Genomic DNA, 1912 nt, shown 5'->3' with positions numbered 1-1912 from the left:
CGGCGCTGCCCGGCCGCAGCCTGCTGCTCGGCATCTCGCCGCTGCCGGGCGGGGTGACGCTGCGCCTGCGCGACCTCACCCCGCTGCGCCGGGCCGAGGAGAAGCTGCGCGCGGCGAAGGACCGGCTGCGCGTGGCGCTCGATGGCAGCGGCATGGCGACCTGGGATCTCGACCTCGGCACCGGCCGCATGCGCTGGTCGCAGCGGCTGTTCCAGCTGCTCGGCCTGCCGCCGCGCGAGGACGGGTCCGGCCGCTTCGAGGAATGGCAGGCGCTGATCGACCCGAAGCAGGCCGGGGCCGTCGGCCAGGCCTGGGGCGCGGCGCACAAGGGCGGGGTGTTCCGCAGCATCCACCGCATCCAGCGCGGCGATGGCGACCTCCGCTGGCTCGAGGCCTATGGCGCCCTGACCCAGGCGCCGGAGGGGGGCCGCTTCCTCGGCGTGGTCCTCGACGTCACCGCGCGGCAGCGGGCGGAGGAGCAGCGCGCCCTGCTGACGCGCGAGATCGACCACCGCGCCAAGAACGTGCTCTCCACCATCCAGGCGATCATCCGCCTGACCGCGCGCCACGACCCGGAGCGCTTCGCCGCCGCCATCGAGGGGCGCATCGGCGCGCTCGCCCGCGCCCACAGCCTGCTGGCGCGCGAGGGCTGGTCCGCCGTCGCGCTGCGCGACCTGGCCTGGGCCGAGATGGCGGCCTGCGGCGGCGACGCGGCGATCGACCTTTCCGGCCCGGCCGTGCTGATCGTCCCGGCGGCGGTGCAGCCGCTGGCCGTCGCGCTGCACGAGCTGGCGGGCAACGCCCTGGCGCATGGCGCCCTGTCGCGGCCGGGCGGCGCGGTGACGCTGCACTGGTCGCCGCATCCCGAGGGCGGGCTGGCCCTGCTCTGGCAGGAGCGGCGCGGCCCGCCCCTCGCCGCCGCGCCGGAGCGCAAGGGCTTCGGCCGCCGCGTCATCGATTCCGCCATCCATGACCAGCTGGAGGGCAGCATCGCCTATCAGTGGGAGCGGGAAGGGCTGACCTGCCGCATCCGCCTGCCGCCGAGCCGCTTCGAGGCGCAGTGGCAGGCGCCGGACGCGCCACGCCTGCCGCCGCCCATGCTGCGGCCCGAGGCCGAGGCGCCCGCCGCCGGCGAGGCGCCGCTGCGCGGCGCGCGCATCTTCCTGGTGGAGGACGAGCCGATGATCGGCGAGGCGCTGGCCGCCATGCTGCGGCAATGGGGCTGCCAGCCGCTCGGCCCCGCCCGCTCGATCGACGAGGCGCTGCGCCGGCTGGTCGACATGCCAGGGGCGATCGACCTGGCGCTGGTCGATGTCAACCTGAACGGGCAGGAAGCCTTCCCCGTGGCCGAGCTGCTGGCCGGGCGCGGCGTGCCGGTGATCTACCTGACCGGCTATGCCGAGCTGCCGGATGCGCGGCTGGGCCACGCCGCCGCCATGCTGCGCAAGCCGGTCGAGGGCGAGCAGCTGAAGGCGGCGTTGCGCCGGATCCTGGCGCTGCGGCCGCGCCGCGGCGAGGATTGAGGGGGCTCCGCCCCCTCAAGCTCCCCCGGCAGGGGACGGGGTCCCCTGCACCCGCCATCGGGGGCAGGGGGGTGCGCGGCGGCGCGGGGCGCGCTACTGGTGCCGCCCCGATGCTGCGATGGAGAGAGCGATGCCGGCAGCCCCCGAATTCCCGGCGGAGGCCGAGGCCCGCGCCCGCGAGCTGGCGCCCGAGCTGCGCTCCATCGTGCTGACCCACTACCCGGATGCCGAGACGCTGGACCTGATGCGGCCGGGCGCCGGGCTCAGCCTGGCCGGGCACCAGGCGGCCAACCGCGCCGTCGCCCGCGCCATGGCGGAGCAGGGGGTCGCCGTGCTGGTGCAGCAGGCCGAGCGCGGCGCCTTCCGCCGCTGGGCCGATGCCAACCCCG

2 protein-coding genes are annotated in these 1912 nt (G+C 76.8%); both read left to right on the top strand.

What is annotated here, in order from left to right:
• A partial coding sequence (locus HMPREF0731_RS17145) for an HWE histidine kinase domain-containing protein (RefSeq protein ID WP_051014804.1) occupies positions 1-1523 on the top strand: 1523 nt, incomplete at its 5' end.
• Positions 1524-1653: 130 nt separating this feature from the next.
• On the top strand, positions 1654-1912 hold a 259-nt coding region (locus HMPREF0731_RS25695; protein ID WP_040613813.1), incomplete at its 3' end, for a hypothetical protein.

It is taken from the genome of Pseudoroseomonas cervicalis ATCC 49957 (assembly GCF_000164635.1).
GTDB lineage: Bacteria > Pseudomonadota > Alphaproteobacteria > Acetobacterales > Acetobacteraceae > Pseudoroseomonas > Pseudoroseomonas cervicalis.
This window is presented reverse-complemented; position numbering and strand designations above follow the sequence as displayed.